This is a genomic window from Vibrio sp. SCP2 (assembly GCF_059295395.1).
Genome location: NZ_JCAFVV010000004.1, coordinates 143,459 through 170,429 on the forward strand (window position 1 = coordinate 143,459; position 26,971 = coordinate 170,429).

Below are 26,971 nucleotides of genomic sequence, written 5' to 3' on the forward strand. Positions count from 1 at the left end.
TTTTTCGAAATAGTCAGTGTGAGAGCAAGGCAACGAGGATTTGAATCCCTGGGAGCTTAGCTCGCTAAGTGACTAGGGTGAAAACCGAAGTTAACGCAGCTATCGCACTGGCTAAGTCGAATCCTTTCTAAGTCATTTGTTCGCTAACAAGGCAACAAGAATATGAGTCCCCATGAGTTTAGTTTTACTAAATGATTGGGGCGAATATTCGTAGTTAACGCAGTTAGCGGGCAAAAGACGACGAAAGAAAAAACGAAAAAGCCCCGTAGTACATAGCAAGCTATGCAACTACGGGGCTTTATAAAACGGCGTCTATATAATCTTTCGCTTAATCAATTAGAAAGATAGGAAGAAGCCAGCGATTGTCGCCGCCATTAGGTTAGACAGTGTACCTGCACAAACCGCTTTCACACCCATACGAGCGATGTCATGACGACGGTTTGGAGCTAGACCACCTAGACCACCTAGTAGAATCGCAATAGAAGAAAGGTTTGCGAAACCACATAGAGCGAATGCGATGATTGCTTGAGTCTTCTCAGACATTACTTGACCTGTTGCAGCAACAACTTGAGCGTTCTCACCAACGTAAGGTACAAAGTTTAGGTAAGCTACGAATTCGTTAACAACCAGTTTCTGACCGATGAACGAGCCAGCTACTGTTGCTTCTGCCCATGGCACACCGATTAGGAATGCTAGTGGAGAGAATAGGTAACCTAGTAGAATTTCTAGAGTTAGCTCTGGCATACCGAACCAACCGCCAACGCCACCTAGGATACCGTTGATTAGAGCGATTAGACCGATGAACGCTAGTAGCATTGCACCAACGTTTAGAGCTAGTTGTAGACCAACTGAAGCACCGCCAGCTGCTGCGTCAATAACGTTAGCAGGCTTGTCGTCACCACCGTCGATGTCTGCGCCTAGATCTTCGTTAGCCTGTTCTGTTTCAGGCTTGATGATTTTAGCGAACAGTAGACCACCTGGTGCTGCCATGAATGATGCTGCTACAAGGTACTCTAGAGGTACACCCATAGATGCGTAACCTGCTAGTACACCACCAGCAACAGACGCTAGACCACCACACATTACTGCAAATAGCTCAGATTGAGTCATTTTAGGAACAAACGGACGAACCACTAGAGGTGCTTCTGTTTGACCTACGAAAATGTTAGCTGCTGCAGACATAGACTCGGCACGTGAAGTACCTAGTGCTTTTTGTAGACCGCCACCAAGAATCTTGATAACCCACTGCATTAAACCAATGTAGTAAAGTACAGAGATAAGTGCAGAGAAGAAGATTAGCGTTGGAAGTACTTGGAACGCAAAGATGAAACCAATACCGTCAACTGAGAAGTTAACTAGGCTTCCGAATAGAAAACCAGTACCGTCTTTACCGTAGTCGATAACGTTTTGTACACCAGCTGAGAAACCAGCTAGAAGGTCACGACCCCATGGTACGTAAAGAACGAAACCACCGATGATGAATTGGATAGCAAATGCGCCACCCACAGTTCTTAGATTGATAGCTTTGCGGTTATCAGACAGTAGTAATGCAATTCCTAGCAATACTGCCATACCGACTAGGCTCATAAACAGGCTCATAGTTTATGATTTCCTTATATGTTATTTGTTGGCGTGTTACAAAATGGAGCTCAAAAGCGGAGGCAATTATACTCATCCGTCCATTGATAAAGTAATGCCGTCCTCACAGTTTCTAATAAGATTCATCATGTGTTCACTCATTAACGTGAAGCCGATCACCATTCATCCTCTTCGTAATCATCAAAAGAACAATTTATTTAGAATTTATTCACAAATACCGAACGCTGAATTGCTATTTTTCCAAACGTTTTCAGCAATCGTTTGCTCTGGCATTCCTTTCAAGGATGCGAGACAGGACAATATTTGAGCTAACATCTTTGGCTGATTCATCTTGCCTTGATACCCATTTAGTGGCATGTCTGGCGAATCGGTTTCCAAGACGATGTATTCAAGCGGCAACTGAGTGATCGCTTGACGTGTCTTATTCGCTCTTGGATAGGTGATTCCTCCACCAACACCAATGTAAAAACCCAAGTCTGTAAACTGTTTCGCTTGTTGAAAACTGCCAGAAAAAGCGTGTAACACACCTCCATACGATAAACGATTCTGTTTAAGCAATTGTAGTAGGCGATTGTGAGTTTTCCGAGAATGAAGGATAAGTGGCAGTTGGTAAGTTTGCGCCAGCTCAAGCTGCTGAATAAAAACACGCTCTTGAATCTGGCTATCAACATCAACCATAGCATCTAGCCCACACTCCCCTACCGCAACACATTGTCCTGAGCGCTGACTGAGCAGTGCATCTAACTGGTCGCGATAAATGTGGCTATCAGGACTAAGAAAATAAGGATGTATTCCCAATGCGTAATAAATAGAGGAGTACTGCTTTGCAAGGTCCTCGACCCTGTTCCAGTTTGATGGACCAGTAGCTGGAATCAAAAAGCGCTCAACCCCAACTTGATTCGCTGACTTGATATGATCATCTAAACCGTTTGCGAATACGTCAAAGTCGAGGTGACAGTGGGTATCAAAAAGGCGCATTAACGCTGCGCCTTGTTGTTATTGCTTGTTGATGAAGTAGAGTCGCTACGATAAGGGACACAACTGCGTTTATTTTCTGGTGTTAGCCCCATTGACTGACACCAAGCGTCATACTTCGCTAGCCATCGCTTAAACCATTTGAGCATCATCTACTCCTATCAATTATTGCTCTTCGCGCTTAAATACCAATTCTGTCGGTGTCGATTCATCTTCAACAAAGTAATATCCCGCAGTATCAAACTTCGTCAGTTCAGCGACGCTCGAAATGCGATTTTCAATAATGTAGCGCGCCATCATGCCGCGGGCTTTCTTGGCATAAAAGCTGATCACCTTATATTGGCCATTTTTGCAGTCTTTAAATACTGGCGTAATCACTTGGGCATCGAGATTTTTCGGCTTAACCGCTTTAAAGTACTCATTCGACGCTAGGTTAACCAATACGTTATCACCTTGGTTAGCAATCGCCTCGTTAAGCTTATCGGTGATCACATTGCCCCAAAAATGATAGAGGTTGCTGCCTTTATCGTTAGCAAGCTTAGTCCCCATTTCAAGACGGTAAGGCTGCATTAAATCGAGTGGCTTAAGTAAACCGTACAAACCAGATAACATGCGCAAATGGTTTTGCGCGTAATCAAAATCTTGCTCAGATAATGACTGCGCATCTAACCCTGTGTAGACATCGCCCTTAAAAGCTAAGATCGCTTGGCGAGAGTTGTCTGAGGTAAATATCTCGCTCCACTCTTGAAAACGGCCAACGTTCAGATCGGCGATTTTATCACTAACCTTCATTAAGCTTGCTACATCAGCCGGGGTCAGCTTACGGCAAACATCAATAAGCTGCTTAGAGTACTCAATTAAATCCGGTTGAGTATATTTCTCTGTCGCCAGTAGCGATTCATAATCTAAGGTTTTCGCAGGTGAAACGACGATTAGCATGACTTAACTCTATCTGTTTAATTATGTTGTTAGATATAGGTTACAAAAAAAGCCATGCAATGTCTGCATGGCTTTTTGAATCGTTTTAATAGAGGCTAACTATTAATCTTTTTTGCTCTGATCCCAGATACCATCCTCAAGTTGAGACTTCAGCTCTGGGAAATCATTTGAATCAAACGTCGGCACTTTACCTTCGTCTAGCTGACGGTTGTAGTCTTTCGCTAACTTAATAACGATGCCTGATAGCAGAATAATCGCCACCAAGTTAACAATCGCCATTAGACCCATAGAAACGTCTGCTAGAGCCCATACAACTGGTAGAGAAGCCACGGCACCAAACATCACCATACCCAAAACGATGATACGGAAGATACCAAGACCCGCTTTGTGGTTGTGCTCTAAGAAGATTAGGTTGGTTTCTGCATAAGAGTAGTTGGCAATGATTGAGGTAAAGGCAAAGAAGAAGATTGCCACAGCAACAAAAATACCGCCCCACTCACCGACTTGAGAACTCAAAGCCGTTTGCGTTAGTTCGATACCTGTTACTTCACCGTGTGGTACATATTCACCTGACATTAGGATGATAGCCACGGTTGCTGAACAGATAACGATAGTATCCATAAAGACACCTAACATCTGCACGTAACCTTGTGATGCTGGGTGTGGAGGATATGGCGTCGCAGAAGCTGCTGCGTTCGGTGCTGAACCCATACCTGCTTCGTTTGAGAATAGACCGCGCTTAATACCGTTGATCATCGCCTGTGCGATTGCGTAGCCAAGGCCACCAGCGGCCGCTTCTTGCAAGCCAAATGCACTCTTAAAGATCAGAGTAAGAACGGCTGGAAGCTTCTCTAGGTTAGTCAACATGACGAACATAGCCAGTAGTAAGTAAGCCAGTGCCATTAGCGGAACAACCAGCTCAGCCACTCTAGCAATACGCTTGATACCACCAAAAATAACAATCGATGAAAGCAACACGACTGCGATACCTACGTAGGTATCTTCCCAACCGAAGGCATTGTTCATCGCATTAGCAATTGAGTTAGCTTGTACTGCATTGAAAACAAGGCCAAAAGCGATAATTAGGAATACTGAGAACAGTACACCCATCCAACGCATACCTAGACCTTTCTCCATGTAGTACGCTGGACCACCACGGTAGTTGCCATCATCATCTTTGGTTTTGTACAGCTGCGCTAAGGTACTTTCGGCGAATGATGTTGCCATACCTAACATAGCAATTAGCCACATCCAAAAAATGGCGCCTGGGCCACCCGCAGTTAGAGCAACAGCAACACCTGCCATGTTACCTGTACCGACACGTGCAGCTAAGCTTGTACAAAGTGCTTGGAAAGAAGAGATACCTGCTTTATCTGCTTTGCGGCTATTTTTTAGAACAGAGAACATATGGCCAAAGTGGCGGAACTGAATAAAGCCCAAACGGACTGTAAAGTAAATTCCCACACCGACCAGAAGGTAAACAAGAATAGAACCCCATAGAAGGTCATTCATTAAATTGATTAAGTCTGTCATAACATCCTCATAGTGAGTTTTCGCTGACCTCTGCGTCCAAGCCATCCATCTAACTGCTCGACTAAGTGTCAAGATTGCTTAGCATTGATTTTGTTGTTTTATGCAGTTTAGACCTGTAAAACTCGCTTCGTGCTTCCATTTTACGTGTCAGCGTATTTTTTGACGGGCGGATAATGCAGTGAAGATGTGGAAAAATCAATATGAAAATAACTGCGTATAATTGTTATTTTTCACCATATCATCACCACCAATTAACACGCAACAACACAAAAAACCAACAAACCACAAACAAACAATAAAAGAGATTACAACATCACGCATATTACGAAACATAATTTCATATGCGTCGCTAACCAATCGAATCCCCTTGCTAGATAAGGCGTCAAACCTCAATTACAAAATGAATGCCCGTAAAATAAGCTAACTTGGTGACTAAGGATGCTCACCTGATTGAATATCCACAATAGTGATAGTGATGTGCACACTGAGTTAACATTCTCAAATGTTCAATTTAATCGTTCTCGTCAGTTCAAGTGTTCAAAAAAACGCCAACATGATGGCCAAAATTTGTGACTTGCTCGCACAATATGCGTAAAAACTTCATTGAAACGTAACAAATGAGAAACGAATCAAGGTTACTGTTGTTTTGAATATGGTATTAAAAACCTGCCCCATTTAGAGGGATAAAAATCATAAAGAGGTAGCTTATGGAAGGCTTAAACTTTGAAGAACTATTGGAACAGGACTTTCCCAAAGGACGCACGGCTCGTTCTAAACCCGTAAAGCGCAAATGGCGTGAAATTGAGGCGATAAAAGACCGTCAGCGTCTACAAAAAGAGCTGATGGACATGGATATCGGCTTTGATGATCTAGATAAACTTGAGTATTAGAATTTAGAAAAGAGGCTACTGTTCGCCTCTTTTTTGTTTACGCTAGATACATTCATGCTCAGTTTGGTGGACTCGCTCCGCTAGCTGGGCGTATTGCTCTGCGATCGTTGCCCCGAACACTGGGTCGTCTTCACAAACGCTCCATTGCTCTTCGACTGCTTGCCAATCTTTGACTGTAAACGTCTCAATCAAATAGGGGAAGATACGCTTCTCTTCAGTTTCCAAATGCTGTTTTTGAGCATCGAGAAATGACTCCAACTGTTCGATAAACATATCCTGCGGGATCACCGCATCTTGCAGCACCATATCAACCACGTTTAAGAAAGCATGGGTCTTTTCCGATAATGTCTGATGCTCCAACTCTAGGTTGTCAATCTCGTGGTGATGGCCGTAGTGCTCAAGATAGTAACGGTAAAGGATGTCTTCTTTAGGGTGGTGAACTTTCTCTGAATGGTTAGCAAGATAATCAACCAACTCTTTTAGAACCGCGTAGTTTACCTGACGCTCACTCTTGAGCATCGTAAGTTTATGGCGCAACACGGCTAATAAACGCACCATATAACCGTGCTCACGCCTAATCCTTTCAATCATCATAGCGTTTCTCCTTAACACCTACTTTTACTAAGTGTATAAGAGATACTACTGATGTGCTTTGAGCTTGTTCGAAAATTAGGCAAACATCATAGAAAGCGAGTTACCCTTCTATATGTAAAGGCAGTCGCCATTCAATGATTGATTTACCTTGTTGCTGCAAAATTTGATTGGTCTGCGAAAAATGACGACAACCAAAGAAGCCTCTGTGAGCAGAGAGTGGAGAAGGATGAGGACCTGCAAGTACAAAGTGTTTGTCGCGATCGATAAAGCGCCCTTTTTTCTGTGCATGCGCTCCCCAAAGTAAAAACACCACGCCCGATTGGTGCTGATTAAGCGCTTCAATCACTTTATCAGTAAAGGTTTCCCAGCCTGTTTTAGAATGTGAGTGCGCTTTGCCCTGCTCTACGGTCAAGACAGTATTCAACAACAGCACCCCTTGCTCAGCCCAACTTTGTAAATAGCCGTGCTGCGGAATTTGAAAGCCTTCAATATCTTGTGCGAGTTCTTTGTACATATTGACCAAAGATGGTGGCGTCTTAACACCAGGTAGAACCGAGAAACAGAGTCCATGCGCTTGATTTGGGCCGTGATAAGGATCTTGGCCGATGATTACGACCTTTACGTCTCCAAACTCAGTGGCACGAAACGCATTAAAGACATCTTTCGCAGGCGGGTAAACGACCTTACCAGCCGCTCTTTCTTGCTCAACAAACGCCAGAGTTTGCTGAAAGTATTCCTGCTGTTTTTCCGCTCCAATAACATCTTGCCAAGTTAAAGACGCACCCATGTTCTGTTCCTCTTACTGTATGCCAGCCTCGATTTTGGCAGAATATGTAAAAGGAACAAGGTATTTAGAGCTAAATTAACTAGTTTCTCTGCGGGGTGCGATAGTGACCTTGACCGGTAATGTGGCGATTCGGCGCAGGTAAGCGCGCTGGGCGTACACTAATATTTCGGTATGAATATGGCATAGTGGCATCCTCATATTATCAACTTCATTAATGACTATGAAAAATTGATGCCACCTTTTACTTAGATAGCTATTCTGCTTGCGCTTGTGCGTGAAAAGCACGTAATTGATCGATCTCATCAGGCCAAAGCTCAGGCTCAATTGTTTCTAAGATCAATGGGATAGAATCAAAACGAGGATCTTTTGCGATGTACTCAAAACAGTCCCAACCAATCTCTCCTTTACCTAGTGCGTGGTGCCTATCGACCTTGCCGCCTAAGGCAATCTTTGAGTCGTTAATGTGCATTGCCCTTAAATAATGCATACCGACAACTCGGTCGAACTCATCAAATGTTGCCTCGCAGGCATCAAAGCTGCTCAAGTCATAGCCTGCGGCAAAGGTATGGCAAGTATCAATGCAAACACCGACGCGAGACTTATCCTCTACCTGCTCGATAATCTCGGCCAGATGTTCAAATCGCCAACCAAGATTCGTTCCCTGTCCTGCGGTGTTCTCAATCACAGCAATAACATTAGGCACCGCTTGATGGGCAAGATTAATCGACTCCGCTATTCGCGCTAAGCACTCTTTCTCAGATATCTTCTTTAAATGACTCCCAGGATGAAAATTGAGCAGGGTTAAACCCAACTGATTACACCTTTCCATTTCATCTATAAAAGCCGCGCGAGACTTGGCTAGTTTCTCTTCTTCGGGAGCACCAAGGTTAATGAGGTAGGAATCGTGCGGAAGTATCTGCTCACTACTGAAACCTAACATTTGGCAATTTGCCCGAAACGCTCGGATGGTTTTTTCTTCTAACGGTTTTGCCACCCATTGGCGTTGATTTTTAGTAAATAAAGCAAACGCATTCGCGCCAATTTCTCTCGCTCTTAGCGGCGCTTGATCGACACCACCAGCAGCAGAAACATGGGCACCAATATACTTATTACCAAACTGATTTTTACGCATTGTCATTTAATCACTTTATACTTTCAGACTATGAACCTATTTACAGTCACTTAGATGAGCAAGTTCAATTTTCAGTCTCATTTTGTAGTAAAATTACAACAAAATGAGTTATTAAATATTTTTTATATTATCAAATATATTGTAACTATATTGTTTTCAAAGATTTTATTGATTTAGAACAAGAAAATAACCTTTAGAAAATTGATGTTTTTGGTTGTTTTTTGACTTAAATCAATATTATCATAAGGGATATTCGCTATATAATACGTAGCTCAATAAAATTCGAAAATTAACACCAATAAACCACTAAAGTGGACTAGGAGATAGTGATGATCCAAGGTATTCAAATTACAAAAGCAGCTAACGACGATCTACTGAACTCAATCTGGCTTCTAGACAGCGAGAAGAACGAAGCGCGTTGTGTAGCAGCGAACTCTGGCTTCGAAGCTGATCAAGTTGTTGCGATCAACGAGCTAGGCGAATACGAAAGCCGTGAAGTTGCTATCGAAACAGCACCACGTATCGAAGGCGGTCAGCACCTAAACGTAAACGTTCTTAAGCGTGAAACTCTAGAAGACGCAGTGGCTAACCCAGAAAACTACCCTCAGCTAACTATCCGCGTTTCTGGCTACGCAGTACGTTTCAACTCTCTAACTCAAGAGCAGCAGCGCGACGTAATCGCACGTACTTTTACTGAGTCTCTATAATTCTCAGATAATCGATTTTAAAAGCGGCGCTCATTGAGCGCCGCTTTTTTATTGGGTACAGTATCACACCTGTTCGACTCTTAGGGATACGATGACATGCTGTTAGAAGGTATAGAAACACTGTTAGCGCTCAGTAAGGCCAAAACCATGAGCCGTACTGGTAGCCAACTCTATATCAGCCAATCAGCGGTCAGCAAACGCATTGCCAACCTTGAGAAGAAACTGGGTAAGAAGCTGATTGTCCCAGATGGAAGAAATGTTCAGCTAACACAAGATGCGATCAATCTTATCGAGAGTATTGGTCCCACCTTCAATGAACTGAGAGGCCGTATCTATGAGCAACAATCGATGGAGGAGCAGAGCACAATAAGCGTCGATTGCTCTGAAACGTTAGTTGCCAGTTACCTTGCGGATATCCTTGGCGAACACTTTAAAACCGATCCTTACATTCGCATCACCACCAATCATACACCGCGTATCGTTGAGCATGTTCAGTCTGGCAAAGCGCACTTAGGTATATGTGCGGGTTTGCTTCCTCCGCAGCATGGACTCAAAACATTTCACCTCGTCGACGAGCCGTTTTTTATAGTCGCCGATACACCTCTTAAGCAGCTGCCGAGCACGATCATTACCAATGATCTTGCCAATACCGCCAACACCTATCAGCTAAAAATCCTCAAAAATCTGGCTATGACACCAGTGATGGAGATGGACTCTTATGCTGCTGCAGCTCAGCTTGCCCTTTCAGGTATTGCCCCAGCTTTAGTGCCCTTATCCGTCATCCAAACGCTAAAGATCGAGCAACAGCACTGCCATCACTTCGAGCAGCTACAACCACTCTATCGCCCGCTGCATGTGTGCCTGCGCGCTTCTTCGTATAAGAATCAACGAATTAAAGTCCTAGTTGATAAAGTGGTAGCTTCGGTAGCCAAGTCAGCAAACACGTCGCTTAATCCTAGCTCACTAAAACTCTAAGCAATAAAAGAGAGTAACCACTGCGAATGCTCTTGCCACAATAACTTAGCTGCCATCAACATCGACATTGTAATCACCAATGGGCGAATCCATTGCTGTCCTTTAGTCACCACAACTTTAGCGCCGAGCCGCGCCCCAATGAATCCGCCAATGGCCATCACAAGCCCTAACTCCCAAATCGGCAATCCGGCAAAAATAAAGAACAGCAGCGCCGCAATGTTAGAGGTGAAGTTAAGTACCTTAGTACGCGCCGTCGCATCCACTAGCGAGAAGTAACCTAGTGCAACAAAGCAAACTGTGAATATCGACCCTGTACCCGGGCCAAAGAAGCCATCATAAAAGCCGACGCCTCCGCCAACCGAGAAAGCAAACATGGCTTCAGATAACTTTGCCTCACCTTTATGTTGTTTCGCTTTCGGCATCATTAGGAAATAGAGCGAGATCGCAACCAACAAAATCGGAATTAGACTCGTCAGTACCCCAGCGTCTATGTACTGGACGGCTTCTGCACCCACCGCCGAGCCAATAAAAGTACAAACGATCGCAAGGCGCATCTCTTTAATGCTGACAATCCCATTGCGCACGAAATACCAACTGGCAGAAAAGCTGCCAAATGAACTCTGAAGCTTGTTTGTCGCGAGCGCTTGAGTCGGAGGGACACCCGCCGCCAGTAGAGCAGGCAAAGTAAGGAGTCCTCCGCCCCCAGCCATAGCATCAATGAAGCCTGCAGCGGTCGCCACGAAGAAGAGTATCGTCAGAATTTCGAGTGTCAGTTCCATTCTCAATCAATCGGTTATCAGTTTCTATCAGCCAAAATATCACTAAGTTAATAATTCTCTTAGAGAAAGATTAGACTTTAATTCATTCCAATTATTCATCGATAAGGGTAAAAAAAGCCCACTCAAATGAGTGGGCAATGAAGTTGTCATATAAGCTCTCAGTTGAGCTTACTGATTTTTATTACGCTTCGTTCGCTTTCACCTTTGCGTGTAGCTCTTGAACAGATGCTACAGATGCACACGCATCAGCAGTATGAGCCATAGAAGCTGCAAATGCTGCGTTTAGCGTTGTGGTGTAGTTCACTTTCTCTGCTAGTGCGCCACGGCGAAGTACTTTCGAATCTTCAATCGCTTGACGACCTGCCGCCGTGTTAACGATGTAGGTGTACTCATTGTTCTTGATACGGTCAAGAATGTGTGGACGACCTTCGTGTACCTTGTTAACTAGACGTGGGTTGATACCCGCTTCACCTAGAATCACCGCTGTACCGTGAGTAGCATCTAGCTGGTAACCAAGCTTAGACAGCTTAGACGCTAGGTCTACAACACGCTCTTTATCGCCTTCACGAACAGACAGTAATGCGCGGCCACCTTCTGGGTATACCTTGCCACAACCTAGCTCTGCTTTTGCGTAAGCTTCTGCGAATGTTGCACCGACACCCATTACTTCACCTGTTGAGCGCATTTCTGGGCCTAACAGTGGGTCAACACCTGGGAACTTGTTGAACGGTAACACCACTTCTTTTACAGAGTAGTATGGTGGGATGATTTCTTTAGTGAAGCCTTGAGCTTCTAGAGATTGACCCGCCATAACACGTGCCGCAATCTTAGCGATTGGTGCGCCTGTTGCTTTCGATACGAACGGTACAGTACGTGCTGCACGAGGGTTCACCTCGATTAGGTATACTTTGTTGTTCTTAACCGCAAACTGCGTGTTCATCAGACCACGAACACCCAACTCGAACGCTAGCTTTTCAACTTGCTCACGCATTACGTCTTGGATTTCTTGGCTTAGCGTGTATGCAGGAAGAGAACATGCTGAGTCACCTGAGTGAACACCCGCTTGTTCGATGTGCTCCATGATACCGCCGATTACTACGCGCTCACCGTCACAGATAGCATCGATATCCACTTCAACTGCATCGTCTAGGAAGCTATCAAGAAGAACTGGAGATTCGTTCGATACGCTAACTGCTTCGTTGAAGTAGCGACGTAAATCTTGCTCGTCGTATACGATTTCCATCGCACGACCACCCAGTACGTATGAAGGACGTACAACTAATGGGTAACCAATTTCACGCGCTTTCTCTACCGCTTGTTCCATTGTCGTTACCGTCGCGTTCTCTGGCTGTAGAAGACCTAAACGGTCAACAGCAACTTGGAAGCGCTCACGGTCTTCTGCACGGTCGATAGCATCTGGGCTAGTACCAATGATTGGCACGCCTGCAGCTTCAAGTGCGCGAGCCAGTTTCAGTGGCGTTTGACCTCCGTACTGAACGATAACGCCTTTTGGTTTCTCAACGCGAGCGATTGCTAGTACGTCTTCTAGTGTTACTGGTTCGAAGTACAGACGGTCAGAAGTATCATAGTCTGTTGAAACTGTCTCAGGGTTACAGTTAACCATGATGGTTTCGTAGCCATCTTCACGTAGTGCTAGTGATGCGTGTACACAACAGTAGTCGAATTCAATACCTTGGCCGATACGGTTAGGACCACCGCCAAGAATCATGATCTTCTCTTTATCCGTTGGGTTCGCTTCACACTCATCATCGTAAGATGAGTACATGTAAGCGGTATCAGAAGAGAATTCAGCCGCACAGGTATCTACGCGCTTGTAAACTGGGTGGATATCGTACTGGTCACGTAGGCGACGGATTTCGCTTTCAGACACACCTAGAATCTTAGATAGGCGAGCATCTGCAAAACCTTTACGCTTAAGCTTTTTCAGTTCTTCTTTGTTCAAGCCAGCGAAGCCTTTCACTTTAAGCTCTTGCTCAAGCTTAACTAGGTCTTCGATTTGAACTAGGAACCAACGGTCGATTTGCGTTAGGTTAAATACACCATCAACTGACATACCTGCACGGAATGCATCAGCGATGTACCAAATACGCTCAGCGCCCGCTTCTTTTAACTCGTGGCGAATAGTTGTTAGTGCGTCTGGCGCATCTAGGTCAACCATTTCATCAAAGCCAGTCGCGCCAACTTCTAGGCCGCGAAGTGCTTTTTGTAGCGATTCTTGTTGGTTACGACCAATTGCCATAACCTCACCTACTGACTTCATCTGAGTCGTTAGACGGTCGTTAGCGCCAGCAAATTTCTCGAAGTTAAAGCGAGGAATCTTAGTCACTACGTAGTCGATAGTAGGTTCGAATGATGCAGGAGTTGCACCACCAGTGATGTCGTTTTGTAGCTCATCAAGCGTAAAGCCAACAGCCAGTTTCGCTGCAATCTTAGCGATTGGGAAACCTGTCGCTTTAGACGCTAGTGCAGAAGAGCGAGATACACGAGGGTTCATCTCGATGATAACCATACGGCCATCTTTCGGGTTGATACCAAACTGTACGTTTGAACCACCTGTTTCTACACCGATCTCACGTAGTACCGCTAGAGATGCATTACGCATCAACTGGTACTCTTTATCCGTTAGAGTCTGAGCTGGCGCTACTGTGATTGAATCACCAGTGTGGATACCCATTGGGTCGAAGTTTTCAATCGCACATACAATGATACAGTTGTCCGCTTTGTCGCGAACCACTTCCATCTCGTACTCTTTCCAACCGATGAGTGATTCATCGATTAGAAGCTCGTTAGTTGGCGAAAGGTCTAGACCGCGACGACAAATCTCTTCGAACTCTTCTTTGTTATAAGCGATACCACCACCAGTACCACCCATAGTGAATGAAGGACGAATGATACAAGGGAAGCCAACCATCTCTAGGACGCCGTAAGCTTCTTCCATTGTTTTCGCCGTATCAGCACGAGGACACTCAAGGCCGATAGACTTCATCGCTTTATCAAAACGAGAACGGTCTTCTGCTTTATCGATAGCGTCAGCCGTTGCACCAATCATCTCTACGCCGAACTCTTCAAGTACGCCGTGCTTTTCTAGGTCTAGAGCACAGTTAAGCGCAGTCTGACCACCCATAGTTGGTAGAACCGCATCTGGGCGCTCTTTCTCGATGATCTTGCGAACTACTTCCCACTGGATTGGTTCGATGTAAGTTGCATCCGCCATGTCTGGGTCAGTCATGATGGTTGCAGGGTTAGAGTTTACAAGGATAACTCGGTAACCCTCTTCACGCAGTGCTTTACATGCTTGAGCACCAGAGTAGTCAAACTCACATGCCTGACCGATAACAATCGGGCCTGCACCTAGAATTAGAATACTTTTTAAGTCAGTACGTTTTGGCATTCTCTACTACTCCGAATTAAGCGCTGTGTTGTTTAATGAGTTCGATAAAGTGGTCAAATAGCGGTGCCGCATCTTCTGGACCTGGGCTCGCCTCTGGGTGACCTTGGAAGCTAAACGCTGGCTTGTCTGTACGGTGAATACCTTGCAGTGAGCCATCAAATAGCGATACGTGAGTGGCACGTAGATTCTCAGGCAGTGTTGCTTCATCCGCAGCAAAACCGTGGTTCTGAGAAGTAATCATTACAACGTTACGGTCTAGGTCTTTAACTGGGTGGTTTGCACCGTGGTGACCAAACTTCATCTTCACCGTTTGAGCACCAGAAGCAAGCGCTAGGATTTGGTGACCAAGACAGATACCGAAAATTGGTAGGCCTTTTTCTAGGAATACTTTTGTCGCCTCAATCGCGTAAGTACATGGTTCTGGGTCACCCGGGCCGTTTGATAAGAACACACCATCTGGGTTAAGAGCCAATACTTCTTCTGCTGAAGTTTCAGCAGGAACAACCGTTAGGCGGCAGCCGCGGTCAACAAGCATACGCAGGATGTTGCGTTTTGCACCGAAGTCGTAGGCAACAACGTGATATGGCAGTTCGCTGTCGTCTTTCGCCTCAGGAAGTCCACCCTCAAGCGTCCACGAACCTTGTTTCCATTGATACGCTTCTTTTGTTGTAACTTCTTTCGCAAGGTCCATACCTTTTAGGCCAGGGAATTCTTTCGCTTTAGCTAGCGCTAGAGCCTCGTCTAGGTTGTTACCTGCTACGATACAACCGTTCTGTGCACCTTTCTCACGCAGAATGCGCGTGAGCTTACGCGTATCGATATCAGCAATGCCGACGATGTTTTGCGATTTAAGGTAGTCAGAAAGGGATTGTTCGTTACGGAAGTTAGAAGCGATAAGAGGAAGGTCGCGAATCACAAGGCCTTGTGCGTGGATTGAAGAGGATTCTTCATCTTCGGAATTGGTTCCGGTATTGCCAATGTGAGGGTAAGTAAGAGTAACAATTTGTTGAGAATAGGAAGGATCAGTGAGGATTTCTTGGTACCCCGTCATCGAGGTGTTAAAAACGACTTCACCGACAGCAGAACCATCTGCGCCAATGGATTCACCGTGAAATACTGTCCCATCTTCTAGGACTAGCAGTGCTGACTTGCTCAAGACAACCTCCGGAATAAAAATGCATTAAAATTGATTTAATTTGCAAATCTACCTTCCTGCAACACTCAAAAGTGCGTGTTTATGGAAATTAGACAAATTGGCGGTATTCTAATGACGGTTGTGATTTGTGTCAACAGAGTCGTGAAAATAAGTTGGATATTTAGAGCAGTTAAATCAAAAAAGGGTTTTAGATGGCTAAAAAACAAAGTTTAGTCAGAGCATTGGGAGGGTGAGATGAAAAATTTATGAATTGTGTCATTTTTCACTCATTACAGATCACAGTTTTGTTTTCACTTTTTGCGCAAACGTTGAACAAACTAAGTTAACTGGAATTTTTGAGCAGTTAAAACAAAAAACACATCAGAACAGCCAAAATAGACACTCAAAAACCATATAACCAGCGTAATCCACCTGGTTTATTAAACGATTATTACTGGCTAGATACAAAAAGCGCCGGGTAAGCCCAGCGCATAATTATTGATTTACAGCTCATTGAGCCCTAACACATCGGTCATGGTATAGAAGCCTGCTGGCTTCTCATTTAGCCAAACGGCGGCTTTAACAGCACCATTAGCAAAGGTCATACGGTCAGTCGCTTTATGGGTCACCTCAACACGCTCACCGATATCAGCAAACATTGCCGTGTGCTCACCAATAATGTCACCCGCTCGAATCGTAGCAAAGCCTATCTCATCTTTAGTACGCTCACCGGTAATACCTTCACGAGCATAGACAGCTACATCATTGAGCTTGTTACCCATCGCATCGGCAATCGCTTCACCCATGCCAATAGCCGTACCAGAAGGCGCATCCACTTTATGACGGTGGTGTGCTTCGACAATTTCAATATCGCAGTAATCACCCATCACCTTGGCCGCTTTCTCAAGAAGCTTAAAGACCAAGTTAACGCCAACCGAGTAGTTCGGTGCCATCACTACAGGTACTTCTTTGGCAATCGTATCGATGAGCTCTCGCTCTTGATCGGTGAACCCCGTCGTGCCAATAACAATGCTCTTACCGTGTTGACGACACAGCTCCAAGTTAACAAGCGTGCTTGCTGGCGCCGTGAAGTCGATGATGACATCAAAGTTTTCAATCTCTTTTGCTAGGTCGTCAGTCAGAACAACATCAAACTTACCTTCGCCGCACAGTTCACCGACATCCACACCCACGAGTGAAGATTCTGGTCGCTCTGAACCCGCGCCAACATGCGCCTGCTGATTTAGGTAAGTTGCTTTAACTAGGTTACGGCCCATTCGGCCTGCTGCTCCTGCAACTGCAATACGTACCATTGCATATCTCCGTTTCGAATAATCGTTTTTTTTAGCCAATCCGTTAAAACTAACAGCATTCACTACCGCTGGCTAGGGGGCTTTGATCGTTTAAGAAAATTTGATCGTTTAGGAAAACTCTTTAATCACGCGCTCTAGGATCGGGACATTGGCTTCAGGAAACGCATAGTTAGAGAGATCAGCGATCGCCGCCCACTCTCCTTGTTGCCCTTCTTTGCCATAAGGCTTACCTTCAAACTGTGTCACCGTCATAAAATCAAACTTCAACGACTTGTCAGGGTAGTCAAACTCAAGGTGTTCAAACAGCGCTTGCTCAGTCGTTGTAATCCCAATCTCTTCTTCAAGTTCGCGAACCATGGCTTGCTCGATCGTTTCGCCCTGCTCGACCTTACCACCAGGAAACTCCCAAAAGCCGCCTTTATGTTTGTCATCAGGACGCTTAGTAATAAACACCTGCGATTTATCTTGATTGAAGATAATTCCGGCGACGATATGAATTCGTTTCATCAGACTTCCTATTTACTTTCCATTGTCATGCCCTGCATTGTGGCTGACTATTTTTGAGATAACCATTAGATATAAAAAGAGCCGCCTAAGCGACTCTTCAATCTCTATACAGTGATGATCTAATTAGTTAATCTGACCATGACACTGCTTGTATTTCTTACCGCTACCACATGGGCAAGGCTCGTTGCGACCCACTTTACGTTCTTCACGTACCATTGGTTGGTGCGCGCCTTCTGTCTCTTCTTCACCGTCTGCAAGCTGGCTTTGCGCTGACGCATGTTGCGCTTGAGCACGGCGAGCTGCTTCTTCCGCTTGAGCGCGACGCTGCTCTTCCATGCGCTCTACTTCTTCTTGTTGCTGAACGCGAACTTTAGACAGAATGGTAATCACGTCTGACTTCAACGCATCTAACAAACCTTCAAACAGCTCAAACGACTCACGCTTGTACTCTTGTTTCGGGTTCTTCTGTGCGTAACCGCGTAAGTGAATACCTTGACGAAGGTGATCCATTGCAGCTAGGTGCTCTTTCCAAAGCGTATCTAGCGTTTGTAGCATCACAGATTTCTCGAAGTTGCGCAGCACTTGCTCGCCAACCACTTCTTCTTTCTGTTTGTATACAGTGATCGCTGTTTCGATGATCTTCTCACGCAGTGCTTCTTCGTAAAGTTTGTCATCTTCTTCTAGCCACTGCTTCACTGGCGCATCAAGATCGAAGTCGTTCTTCAAGCGCTCTTGGAGACCTTCCACATCCCACATGTCTTCTAGAGATTGTGGCGGAATGTACTCATCGATAACCGCAGTTAGGACGTCTTGACGGTTCTGTTCGATCATCTCACTGATGTCTTCTACAACCATCAACTCATCACGTAGCTCGTACACCACTTTACGTTGGTCGTTGGCAACATCATCGTATTCAAGTAGCTGTTTACGAATATCGAAGTTACGGCCTTCAACTTTACGTTGTGCTTTTTCGATTGAGCGAGACAGCATCTTAGATTCGATTGCCTCACCTTCATCCATGCCGCTTTGAATCAAGCTTGCCATACGATCAGAGGTGAAGATACGCAGTAGTGAGTCTTCCATCGATAGATAGAAACGAGATGAACCCGCATCACCTTGACGACCAGAACGACCACGTAGCTGGTTATCGATACGACGAGACTCATGACGCTCTGTACCAATAATATGCAGGCCACCTGCTTCTAGTACTTGATCATGAACCACTTTCCAGTCAGCTTTAATCTTATCGATTTGCTCTTGAGTTGGGTTATCTAGCTTCTCAACTTGAGCCTGCCAGCTACCACCTAACACGATATCGGTACCACGACCGGCCATGTTGGTTGCAATCGTTACTGCGCCAGGTGTACCTGCTTCTGCAACGATTTCCGCTTCTTTCTCGTGGAACTTAGCATTAAGTACGTTGTGCTTAATCTTAGCTTTCTTCAGGGCATTAGAAAGAAGCTCAGATTTCTCGATAGACACGGTACCCACAAGAGATGGCTGGCCTTTAGCAACGCGGTCTTTGATATCTTCAATAATCGCATTGAACTTGTCCGCTTCAGTACGATAAACCACATCTGGCATATCGTTACGAATCATTGGTTTGTTGGTTGGGATAACAACCGTTTCCAAGCCGTAGATAGACTGGAACTCGAACGCTTCAGTATCTGCCGTACCTGTCATACCTGACAGTTTTTCGTATAGACGGAAGAAGTTCTGGAAGGTAATCGATGCCAATGTTTGGTTTTCGTTTTGGATCTTAACGCCTTCTTTCGCTTCTACCGCTTGGTGAAGACCTTCAGACCAACGACGACCAGGCATAGTACGGCCCGTGTGTTCATCAACGATAACGACTTCGCCGTCTTCATTAACGATATAATCTACGTTCTTTTCAAACAGTACGTGGGCGCGAAGTGCTGCGTTCACGTGATGCAGTAGGCTGATGTTGGCTGGAGAGTAAAGCGTATCACCCTCTTCCATCAGACCATTTTTGATCATTAGCTCTTCAACAAACTCTTGACCAGTTTCTGTCAGGTGAACTTGCTTTGATTTTTCGTCAACCGTGTAGTGACCATCACCACGGTATTCTTCTGAGTCTTCCTGATCTTGCTTTTGCAGATGAGGAATCAAAGTATTGATACGAATGTATAGCTCAGAGCTGTCTTCAGCAGGGCCAGAGATAATTAGCGGAGTACGCGCTTCATCGATAAGAATCGAGTCCACTTCATCGACTACGGCGAAGAAACGTTCGCGTTGTACACGGTCTTCAGCGCGGAATGCCATGTTGTCACGTAGGTAGTCGAAACCAAATTCGTTGTTTGTACCGTAAAGAATATCCGCTAGGTAAGCTTCTTTTTTCTCTTGAGGAGGCATGTTAGGTACGTTAACACCAACAGACATACCTAAGAATTCAAATAGAGGGCGGTTGGTTTCCGCGTCACGCTTTGCTAGGTAGTCGTTGACGGTAACAACGTGTACGCCTTTACCAGGCAGCGCATTAAGATAAGCAGGAAGTGTTGCAGTTAGCGTTTTACCTTCACCTGTACGCATCTCTGCAATTTGACCAGCGTTCAGTACCATACCACCGATAAGCTGAACGTCGAAATGACGCATGCCGTAAACACGCTTAGACGCTTCACGCACAGTCGCGAACGCTTCTGGTAGTAGTTTATCTAGAGTTTCACCCTGTTCTAAACGCTGACGGAACTCAACTGTTTTCGCTTTTAGCTCTTCATCAGAAAGCGCTTCAAATGTTGGTTCGTAGTTATTAATCTCTTTTACAATCTTTCTCAGACGGCGCAGTGTTCGGTCATTGCGACTACCAATCACTTTTGTCAGTAGCTTAGTTATCATTTGCTATGAATCTCTCTTTATCCAGATCGGGCCCGATCTACTTTTAATGCCTTCAGTCTCTAACAGTTTTGAACTAAGAATACTGAGATAAATCACTTTCCTCAGATATTGTGATGACAACTATAGATTTCAAGGCTTATATCACTATAAGTGGCGCATAGTTTATGAAATTTTGCCTCTTACAACCAATAACAAGGTGATTTGTTTGAAGCATTCTTTATTTTTTCTCGTTATATGATGGAAGTTTATTCGCATTAAGCTCTATCTTCGCTCTAGAGCATTGACTAAAATAGAGTTGTCGATTTGATTAGAGGCTCAACATGAGAGATCACCGCCCGACGTTAGGGGATGAGATAATCGGGGGTTCGCGACTATCTCAATTGCAACAACATGCCAAAGAGATCATGTTGATCAACAAAGAATTAAAATCGATCCTACCAAGAGGGACGGAAGATCATTGCCGGGTGGCAAATATTCGCGATAACCAATTGATTCTCGAAGTGGCAAGTGCCGGGATCAAGATGAAAATTGATTACGAGCGATTGAGTATCTTGAATCAGCTAAGATCAAAAGGGTTTGCTCGCTTGATTGCAGTAAGCGTTCAGATCAACCCTGAACTGTATCGAAGTAAGAATCGCAGTGAAGATAAACCAAAACCTCGTGACCCAATATCCGGTACCGCAGCGCAGTATTTAGAAATGATCGCAACAGGTGCCTCGCCTAAAGTCAAAGCGAGATTAGAGAGCTTGGCAAAATTGGCTAAAAAAGATCAAGAGTAGCAGAGGCAGGCTGCCAAAACCTAAAGCTATTTAGGAAAGACCAGAAAACAAAAAAGCCAGACTTTCGTCTGGCTTTTTTAATCAATTTTGTTATGCCATAACCATGTTTGGTTCTGCAAATGCAACTGGAGAGCTTGCTTCTTCTTCGAAGGTTACCCATTCCCATGCTTCTTGGTCTGCAAGCACTGAACGAAGTAATTGGTTGTTCAAGCCGTGACCTGATTTAAATGCACGGAATTCACCAATGATTGGGTGGCCACACATGTAAAGGTCACCGATTGCATCCAACACTTTGTGAGTAACAAACTCATTGTCAAAGCGCAGGCCTTCTTCGTTAAGAATACGGTATTCATCCAGTACGATTGCACAATCGAAGCTACCACCTAGACATAGGTTTTGTGACTGTAAGTACTCAATATCGCGCATGAAGCCGAAAGTACGTGCACGAGAGATGTCTTTAACAAAACCTTGCGATGAGAAATCAAACAGTAGATGCTGTTCATCAGATTCAATCGCTGGGTGGTTGAATTCAATTTCGAAATCCATACGGAAGCCGTCGAATGGCACAAATTCTGCCCATTTATCGTCATCTTCAAAGCGCACTGGCTTTTTGATTCGAATAAAGCGTTTTGGTGCATTTTGCTCTTCGATGCCTGCTTGCTGAAGCAAGAATACGAATGGGCTAGCGCTGCCATCCATGATTGGAATTTCTGGTGCGTCAACTTCTACGACAATGTTATCGATCCCCATTCCCGCTAGAGCTGCGTTTAAGTGCTCAACAGTAGAGATACGTACACCTTCGTCATTAACCAGTGCTGTACATAGCATAGTATCGCGAACAGAAGCAGGATCCGCAGGAAAATCAACTGGAGGATTCACATCGGTACGGCGATAAACGATGCCAGTATTTGCAGCAGCAGGGCGCAGAGTAAGCGTGACTTTACGACCAGAGTGGAGCCCCACACCAGTTGTTTTCACTATTTCTTTCAGAGTACGTTGTCTGATCATCTACTTTGCCTCAGTAAAAATGCTACAAATCACGGTCAATTGTGACATTGACCGTGCATGCTACCACAAAATTGAACAGTGTCAAATTGTAGTTATTTTAGTCAGCTTGACGACGTAAGAACGCAGGGATATCAAGATAGCCGCTTTCTTTATCTGCCTTAGGCGCTGCTGCACTTTGACCCGCACCCGAACCAGACGGTGTTGATGTCGTTGGCTGAGGAGTTACCTGAGGTTTTTCTTGCAAAGTTGGTGCCGCTTTTTCTTCCACTTTATTGACAGTCTGCTGAGCAGGTGCCGTTTGTGGTTGAGTCTGCGGTTGAGCAACAGGAGCGACTTTCGCTTTGCCACCCGCAACTAAAGTAATGTCAGGTTTCTTCTCGTTGCCAATACCAGTAGCAACAACGGTCACACGGATTTCATCAGCCATATCAGGATCTAATGACGTACCGATTACGACTGTTGCGTTGTCTGAAGCAAACGCTTTAACTGTGTTACCTACGGTTTCGAACTCATCTAGACGCATGTCTAGACCTGCCGTGATGTTAACCAACACACCGCGTGCTCCAGCAAGATCGATATCTTCTAGAAGTGGGCTAGAAATTGCCATTTCTGCCGCTTCTTCAGCGCGATCTTCGCCTTTAGCAACACCGCTACCCATCATGGCATGACCCATTTCTGACATCACTGTTCTTACGTCAGCAAAGTCGACGTTAATCATGCCTGGACGAGTAATCAGTTCTGCAATACCTTGTACTGCATTCTTTAATACATCGTTCGCGCTAGCAAAGGCTTCAAGTAGTGTAATACCACGGCCAAGTACCTTAAGAAGCTTCTCGTTAGGAATCGTAATTAACGAGTCCACGTGCTTAGAAAGCTCTTCGATACCTTGCTCAGCAAAAGCTAAACGCTTTTTGCCTTCGAAGCTAAATGGCTTAGTAACTACAGCAACCGTTAGGATGCCTAGCTCTTTTGCCACTTCTGCAATAACAGGTGCTGCACCTGTACCAGTACCACCGCCCATACCAGCTGCGATAAATACCATATCGGCACCGTTTAGCTCTTCTTTAATGCGATCGCGATCTTCGAGAGCTGCGTCACGTCCTACTTGAGGATTCGCACCAGCACCAAGACCTTTGGTCATATCACCACCAATCTGAATAACACTATTCACACTGGTTTTACGAAGCGCCTGAGCATCAGTATTAATACTAATGAACTCAACACCTTCGATGGATTCACGTACCATGTGTTCAACGGCGTTACCGCCACCGCCACCAACCCCAACGACCTTAATAACTGCGTCGTCAGACATTTCCATCATCGGTTCAAACATGTGTTATCTCCGTTTTTCCTGCCGCTCAGGTTAAAACTCTTTTTGTATCCAATTACGCAAACGACCAAACAACCCCGTTACTGACGAACGCGCTGGCTCGTTGTACTCAGTATCGTCGTTAATTTGACTGTCTCTTGCATAATGAAGTAAACCAACTGCCGTAGAATGATACGGCTCTTTTACATAATCCGTTAAGCCGCTTACCTCTAGAGGTTTGCCGACTCTGACTTGGTTGCGGAATACACGTTCCGCACACTCGACCAGTCCTTCAATCTGTGCTGCTCCACCAGTGAGCACCACACCAGCTGCTAGGTGATGTTTAATCCCTTCTTCGCGCAGCTTTTCTTGAACTGTATCGATGGTTTGATTAACCAGCCCCATGAGCTCAGTATAACGAGGCTCAATCACTTCAGACAGTGTCTGTCTTTGCAAACTGCGTGATGGGCGCCCGCCAACGCTTGGAACGTTAACCGTGTCATCTTTACTGACTAGCTCACTAAGAGCACAGCCATATTTTACTTTTATCTCTTCCGCATCACTCACTGGTGTACCGAAAGCAAAAGCGATATCGCTTGTCACTGCGTTACCGGCATAAGAGAACACTTCAGTATGACGTAGTGCGCCGCCAGTCCAAATGGAAACATCCATAGTACCAGCGCCAATATCTACCACACATACACCGAGCTCACGCTCATCTTCGGTAATCACAGCATTACTTGCTGCTAAACCGGAATAAACAAGGTGTTCAACTTTAAGCCCGCAGCGCTCAACCGCCTTAATAATGTTTCTTGCCATATCATTGTGACAAGAAATTAGGTGTACGCTGACTTCCATGCGCACTCCTGATAAACCTAGCGGATTTTTAATCCCTTCTTGGTAATCAATCGTAAATTCTTGAGGAATTACATGCAGAATGCGCTGTTCGTCACCAATTTTGATCGATTTTGCCGTATGGATTGCACGATCCATATCTTCCTGAGAAACCTCTTCATCAGAGATAGTTCCCATGCCTTTTTCAATACGGCTCGCAATGTGGCGCCCTGAAAGCGAAATAAAAACATTGCTAATTTGGCACTCGGCCATCAATTCAGCTTGGTCAACGGCACGCTGAACCGATTTTACCACCGATTCAAGGTCGTTAACGCCGCCCTTATCCATCCCGCGAGACGGACTACTGCCTGCGCCAATAATGTTAATTTGACCATCAGGCAATACTTCGCCTACGAGAGCCGATACGGTAGCAGTGCCTATATCAAGACCAACAATAATGTTGTCATCAGCGGTCTTAGTCATCTGTAGTCTCTTGTGCTAACTCTTGTTCTGGGAACCATCCTATTGATGCTCCCGTATCATACCTGAGGTCTATGTAGCTCACTCGCTGAGTATCACTACCCAAATTCTTATAAAGCGAGATAAAGCGCTCTATTCGCTCTTCTAACGACTCTTTACCTAGCTCTAAACGAATTCCATTATCGAGGATGATTTGCCAAGCTCGACGATCATTTAAAACTAATGATGTGATCATTAGGTTAAGTGCTTCAAATCTCGGGCTTATGTCTCGCCATACCTGAAGAACTTCTTCACTGGTGCCTTGTGGCCCGTATAGCTTGACCCGCTCTTCTTCCAATTTGCCAATATCACCATCAAAAATCTGACCGTAATCATTGAGCAAAGCATTACCATTCCAGATCGCCTCTGCATGGTGCTCTGTCAGAAAAACTTTAACCGTGTCTGGCCACTGCTTACGAATAGAGGCATGAGAAACCCAAGGGATCGACTCCGCCATGTTCTGCAACACATCCACATCCTGAGACATGAATGTACCGACATGCTCAAGCCGAGCAAAAGCTCGTTGAACATCTAAAGCAGATACATAGTGTAATTCGCCCTGAAGCACGATTTTTGAAAGGGGTAGACGCTGGTCGTCCCACATCCAAGTAATCGTTGAGTAGAGGAGAGAGCCAATTAACAACAAGACCACCAGCAAAAAACTGCCACCGAAGGCATGTTCTTTTACCAGTGGCATAGCGGTTAAACGACGGCCTTCATTAAAAGCACTTTTAATCAAAGTCCATAGTCCTTGCCATTAGCTCGCTTATTCTTTCCCTATCCCAATTCGTATAATAGAGGCAAAAGCACTTACTTTAACCTTCGGATTATACTGGCGTCCTAGAAAGTATCAAACACTGAAAGTGATAAATCGCTACTTAAAATGCAATAAGTGACGCAAATACCCAAAATTCGATGTTTTAAACTAGGCCTGAGTCATCTTATCGATATTTAACTCAAAAGCAGCAAGCTGTTTAGCCACTTTACCGACATCACCCGCGCCCTGAGTTAGTACTAAGTCACCATCTTGTAAAACATTAGCGAGAACTGAAGGTAACGCCTTGCTTTCTGGGACAAAAATTGGGTCAAGCTTACCGCGACTGCGAATTGTGCGACATAGCGCTCGACCATCCGCGCCTGCAATTGGTTTTTCACCCGCAGAGTAAACATCCAGCATGATCAAAACATCAACTTGTTCTAGGACATTAGCGAAATCATCATAGAGATCACGTGTTCGGCTATAGCGGTGAGGTTGGAAGATCATCACTAGACGCTTCTCTTTCCAACCATTGCGTGCAGCTTGAATAGTCACATCGACTTCTGTTGGGTGGTGCCCATAGTCATCAACCAACATCGCCTGACCATTACCAGTGTCAAACTCGCCCAGATGATCGAATCGACGGCCTGTGCCTTGTGTGCCAGCCATCGCATTCAAGATCGCTTCGTCGGCAATGTCATCTTCCGTTGCAACCGCAATAGCAGCTGAAGCATTCAAGGCATTATGGCGACCTGGAATATTGAGCGTAATATCGAGGTCAGCTTTGCCTTGACGGATTACCGTGAACTTACCTTGCTGACCTTCTTGACGGTAATTATCAATGCGAACATCCGCGTCTTCCGAGAAACCATAGGTAATCACTTGGCGACTGATCTTCGGCACTAATTCTCGTACAATAGGATCGTCAATACAAACAATCGCTTGACCGTAAAATGGCAGATTATGTAAGAAATCGATGAAAGTTTGCTTTAAGGTCTCGAAATCCCCACCATAGGTGTCCATATGATCCGCTTCGATATTAGTTACGATGCTCACCATAGGTTGAAGGTGTAAGAAGGATGCATCGCTCTCGTCTGCTTCCGCAATCAATATACGGCTAGAACCTAAGCGCGCATTAGTACCCGCACTCTTAACCAAACCACCGTTAACAAAAGTTGGATCAAGGCCTGCTTCAGAGTAGATCTGCGTGACTAGCGCTGTAGTAGTTGTTTTACCATGTGTACCCGCCACTGCAATACCGTGGCGGAATCGCATCAGCTCTGCCAACATCTCCGCACGGCGAACCACCGGAATACGCGCTCCTCGCGCGGCAATAATCTCTGGGTTCTCTTCGTTTATCGCTGTTGAGACGACAACAACGCTTGCTTGAGCAACGTTCTCCTCTGCATGGCCGATATAGACGGTGGCACCTTTTTGCGTTAAACGCTCTGTCACCGGGTTTTCAGCAATATCTGAACCTGAGATTTGGTAGCCTTCGTTAAGCAGCACTTCTGCAATGCCACTCATCCCTGCACCACCAATGCCGATAAAGTGAATACATTTCACGCGGCGCATCTCTGGCACCATAGCGCGAATTTGAGCTAAATCTTGAGTATGTTGAATTGTCATGAATCT

23 protein-coding genes are annotated in these 26,971 nt (G+C 45.1%); 4 read left to right on the top strand and 19 right to left on the bottom strand.

The window, feature by feature from the left end; all coding sequences use genetic code 11:
- Nucleotides 1-336: 336 nt before the first annotated feature.
- The 5 genes from AC5O63_RS14015 to AC5O63_RS14035 all read right to left on the bottom strand — a co-directional run bounded on the left by AC5O63_RS14015 (nt 337) and on the right by AC5O63_RS14035 (nt 5,046).
- Nucleotides 337-1,599 (bottom strand): NupC/NupG family nucleoside CNT transporter, encoded by a 1,263-nt coding sequence (locus AC5O63_RS14015; RefSeq protein WP_272785608.1) that lies wholly within the window; start codon nt 1,597-1,599, stop codon nt 337-339.
- A gap of 204 nt (nt 1,600-1,803) precedes the next feature.
- Nucleotides 1,804-2,577, bottom strand: a complete 774-nt coding sequence (locus AC5O63_RS14020) for a TatD family hydrolase (RefSeq protein ID WP_494505385.1) — start codon at nt 2,575-2,577, stop codon at nt 1,804-1,806.
- Entirely contained in the window at nt 2,577-2,723 is a 147-nt protein-coding gene (locus AC5O63_RS14025; RefSeq protein ID WP_004744931.1) for a DUF5363 family protein, read from the bottom strand. The genes AC5O63_RS14020 and AC5O63_RS14025 overlap by 1 nt, the downstream gene beginning before the upstream one ends.
- 16 nt (nt 2,724-2,739) lie before the next feature.
- On the bottom strand, nt 2,740-3,513 hold the full coding sequence (yaaA, locus tag AC5O63_RS14030; protein ID WP_494505386.1) for a peroxide stress protein YaaA: 774 nt from the start codon (nt 3,511-3,513) through the stop codon (nt 2,740-2,742).
- 102 nt (nt 3,514-3,615) lie between these two features.
- Nucleotides 3,616-5,046 carry an alanine/glycine:cation symporter family protein gene (locus AC5O63_RS14035; protein ID WP_004744933.1) on the bottom strand — a complete coding sequence of 477 codons (1,431 nt, stop codon included), beginning with the start codon at nt 5,044-5,046 and terminating at the stop codon, nt 3,616-3,618.
- Nucleotides 5,047-5,753: 707 nt separating this feature from the next.
- Between AC5O63_RS14035 and AC5O63_RS14040 the strand changes: the two genes are divergently transcribed.
- A complete protein-coding gene (locus tag AC5O63_RS14040) occupies nt 5,754-5,936 on the top strand; it encodes a DUF3545 family protein (protein ID WP_004744935.1) in 183 nt (60 codons plus the stop codon).
- A 42-nt stretch (nt 5,937-5,978) separates the two neighbouring features.
- Here the strand turns inward: AC5O63_RS14040 and AC5O63_RS14045 are convergent, their stop codons facing one another.
- From AC5O63_RS14045 to nfo, 3 genes are all read right to left on the bottom strand, one after another.
- Nucleotides 5,979-6,530 (bottom strand): hemerythrin domain-containing protein, encoded by a 552-nt coding sequence (locus AC5O63_RS14045; protein ID WP_494505387.1) that lies wholly within the window; start codon nt 6,528-6,530, stop codon nt 5,979-5,981.
- 100 nt (nt 6,531-6,630) lie between these two features.
- Entirely contained in the window at nt 6,631-7,317 is a 687-nt protein-coding gene (ung, locus tag AC5O63_RS14050) for a uracil-DNA glycosylase (RefSeq protein WP_004744937.1), read from the bottom strand.
- Nucleotides 7,318-7,570: 253 nt separating this feature from the next.
- On the bottom strand, nt 7,571-8,455 hold the full coding sequence (gene nfo / locus AC5O63_RS14055) for a deoxyribonuclease IV (RefSeq protein ID WP_494505388.1): 885 nt from the start codon (nt 8,453-8,455) through the stop codon (nt 7,571-7,573).
- A gap of 323 nt (nt 8,456-8,778) precedes the next feature.
- On the opposite strand from nfo, the gene grcA reads away from it, so the two are divergent.
- Nucleotides 8,779-9,156 (top strand): autonomous glycyl radical cofactor GrcA, encoded by a 378-nt coding sequence (gene grcA, locus AC5O63_RS14060; RefSeq protein ID WP_004744938.1) that lies wholly within the window; start codon nt 8,779-8,781, stop codon nt 9,154-9,156.
- A gap of 96 nt (nt 9,157-9,252) precedes the next feature.
- A complete protein-coding gene (locus AC5O63_RS14065; RefSeq protein ID WP_494505389.1) occupies nt 9,253-10,131 on the top strand; it encodes a LysR family transcriptional regulator in 879 nt (292 codons plus the stop codon).
- Here AC5O63_RS14065 and AC5O63_RS14070 read toward each other — a convergent pair.
- From AC5O63_RS14070 to secA, 6 genes are all read right to left on the bottom strand, one after another.
- Nucleotides 10,128-10,910, bottom strand: a complete 783-nt coding sequence (locus AC5O63_RS14070; RefSeq protein WP_494505390.1) for a TSUP family transporter — start codon at nt 10,908-10,910, stop codon at nt 10,128-10,130. The two genes, AC5O63_RS14065 and AC5O63_RS14070, sit on opposite strands and share 4 nt — an antisense overlap.
- A gap of 181 nt (nt 10,911-11,091) precedes the next feature.
- Complete coding sequence (carB, locus tag AC5O63_RS14075; protein WP_004744941.1) at nt 11,092-14,322, bottom strand: carbamoyl-phosphate synthase large subunit; 3,231 nt, start codon at nt 14,320-14,322, stop codon at nt 11,092-11,094.
- A gap of 16 nt (nt 14,323-14,338) precedes the next feature.
- The gene (gene carA / locus AC5O63_RS14080) at nt 14,339-15,478 is read right to left on the bottom strand and encodes a glutamine-hydrolyzing carbamoyl-phosphate synthase small subunit (protein ID WP_004744942.1); all 1,140 of its coding nucleotides are present in this window, start codon (nt 15,476-15,478) and stop codon (nt 14,339-14,341) included.
- 482 nt (nt 15,479-15,960) lie between these two features.
- Complete coding sequence (gene dapB / locus AC5O63_RS14085) at nt 15,961-16,770, bottom strand: 4-hydroxy-tetrahydrodipicolinate reductase (protein ID WP_171381838.1); 810 nt, start codon at nt 16,768-16,770, stop codon at nt 15,961-15,963.
- 108 nt (nt 16,771-16,878) lie between these two features.
- Nucleotides 16,879-17,277 (bottom strand): 8-oxo-dGTP diphosphatase MutT, encoded by a 399-nt coding sequence (mutT, locus tag AC5O63_RS14090; protein ID WP_494505391.1) that lies wholly within the window; start codon nt 17,275-17,277, stop codon nt 16,879-16,881.
- 123 nt (nt 17,278-17,400) lie between these two features.
- Nucleotides 17,401-20,130 carry a preprotein translocase subunit SecA gene (secA, locus tag AC5O63_RS14095; protein WP_494505392.1) on the bottom strand — a complete coding sequence of 910 codons (2,730 nt, stop codon included), beginning with the start codon at nt 20,128-20,130 and terminating at the stop codon, nt 17,401-17,403.
- A 320-nt stretch (nt 20,131-20,450) separates the two neighbouring features.
- Here secA and AC5O63_RS14100 point away from each other — a divergent pair, with 320 nt between their 5' ends.
- Nucleotides 20,451-20,909, top strand: a complete 459-nt coding sequence (locus AC5O63_RS14100) for a DUF721 domain-containing protein (protein ID WP_494505393.1) — start codon at nt 20,451-20,453, stop codon at nt 20,907-20,909.
- A gap of 90 nt (nt 20,910-20,999) precedes the next feature.
- On the opposite strand, the gene lpxC is transcribed toward AC5O63_RS14100, so the two are convergent.
- The 5 genes from lpxC to murC form a co-directional block, all read right to left on the bottom strand.
- Nucleotides 21,000-21,917, bottom strand: coding sequence for a UDP-3-O-acyl-N-acetylglucosamine deacetylase (lpxC, locus tag AC5O63_RS14105; protein WP_494505394.1), 918 nt, complete (start codon nt 21,915-21,917; stop codon nt 21,000-21,002).
- Nucleotides 21,918-22,014: 97 nt separating this feature from the next.
- The gene (gene ftsZ / locus AC5O63_RS14110; protein WP_004744949.1) at nt 22,015-23,250 is read right to left on the bottom strand and encodes a cell division protein FtsZ; all 1,236 of its coding nucleotides are present in this window, start codon (nt 23,248-23,250) and stop codon (nt 22,015-22,017) included.
- A 30-nt stretch (nt 23,251-23,280) separates the two neighbouring features.
- Nucleotides 23,281-24,543 carry a cell division protein FtsA gene (ftsA, locus tag AC5O63_RS14115; protein WP_069667120.1) on the bottom strand — a complete coding sequence of 421 codons (1,263 nt, stop codon included), beginning with the start codon at nt 24,541-24,543 and terminating at the stop codon, nt 23,281-23,283.
- Nucleotides 24,536-25,318, bottom strand: a complete 783-nt coding sequence (locus AC5O63_RS14120; protein WP_494505395.1) for a cell division protein FtsQ/DivIB — start codon at nt 25,316-25,318, stop codon at nt 24,536-24,538. Before AC5O63_RS14120 ends, ftsA begins: the two co-directional genes overlap by 8 nt.
- A 186-nt stretch (nt 25,319-25,504) precedes the next feature.
- Complete coding sequence (gene murC / locus AC5O63_RS14125; RefSeq protein ID WP_494505396.1) at nt 25,505-26,965, bottom strand: UDP-N-acetylmuramate--L-alanine ligase; 1,461 nt, start codon at nt 26,963-26,965, stop codon at nt 25,505-25,507.
- Nucleotides 26,966-26,971 lie beyond the last annotated feature (6 nt).